Source organism: Microcoleus pseudofavosus SVA1_A4 (assembly GCF_036700565.1).
Taxonomy (GTDB): domain Bacteria; phylum Cyanobacteriota; class Cyanobacteriia; order Cyanobacteriales; family Microcoleaceae; genus Microcoleus.
In genome coordinates this window covers 1-1,020 of sequence record NZ_JAUBPE010000205.1, presented here as the reverse complement: position 1 = coordinate 1,020, position 1,020 = coordinate 1, and the positions used below count along the sequence as shown (strand labels likewise).

The 1,020-nt window shown below is 42.9% G+C and carries 1 pseudogene; it reads left to right on the top strand.

Features of this window, described 5'->3' with window-relative positions:
- Positions 1 to 798: pseudogene (locus tag QUA02_RS33510) on the top strand (hypothetical protein); the annotation flags it as partial.
- Between the last annotated feature and the right edge of the window lie 222 nt (positions 799 to 1,020).

Below are 1,020 nucleotides of genomic sequence, written 5' to 3'. Positions count from 1 at the left end.
CAAAAAAGCGAGACAGGCGTTCAAGCTGCGGATGCAAAAGTAGAACCGCCCGACAGCTCGACTCCATCCCTCAGCGATCAATTCGTACAAAACGCAACAGAAATAGGTGAAAAAATTTCATTAGAATCAACAATCCCAGCTAGCAACAGCGCTAGCGCTACTGCTAAAAAAATCACTGTGACAGCCCAAAATCTTACTCAGGACACCCAACTTGCAGCAACACTGGCAAAAATTTACAGCCTAGCTGAAGAAGAAGCAAATGCGGAAGGCATTGCATTAGAAGACGGCGTAGATTTTGGACAAGCCAAACTTTATGTAACAAATTTTGACTCCTCTACCGCTGTCAGCTTAAAAACTAAGGAAGGCGAGGAACTGTTTTCAGCAGTACAGGATAAAACTGGAGAATGGGAAGTTACAAACGACTTCCTGAAACCTGAAGAAAAAGAAGAACTCGACCGTTTAAAGATTTTTCAACAAGCTCTCAACCAAGAACGTCTAGCTGAAATGGTAAAGAGAAGCGGTCAGGATGAAGTGAGCTTTACCGATTCCCAGGGCTCGCGCCTCGACTTTGAAGTCGAATTCAGCGATAAATCCAAGTCGAAGGGTACTGTCAAAGGCTTTAACTCTCACAGCGAGATAGTTTTTGAGGCTAGCCTCCAAAAAGGTAATCTTGAGGTACTTTTGTGCGACATTCCACCAGAAGTAGTAGAAAATCTCCTATCCCAACAGCAACTTGCTCAAAACCATAACTCCAACAAGCAGGAAGCGAGAAAAACTGAGACCGAGATGGAAATTTGAAATAACTTATTTCACTTGCACCCTCCATTTGGAGGGGGTCACTCTCACTGTATAAAATCACCTTTTTTGGCGATTTTGCAGGGATTAGATGCAACTTAAATTAGCATTAAAGCACTAATTTTATCGAGATAGTGACATGGCTACTTACTTAGGGCTTGCTGAATAAGTTAGAAAAAATCGCGATCGCGTAGCTAACCGCAGACATCGCACTTGATGGGCAAT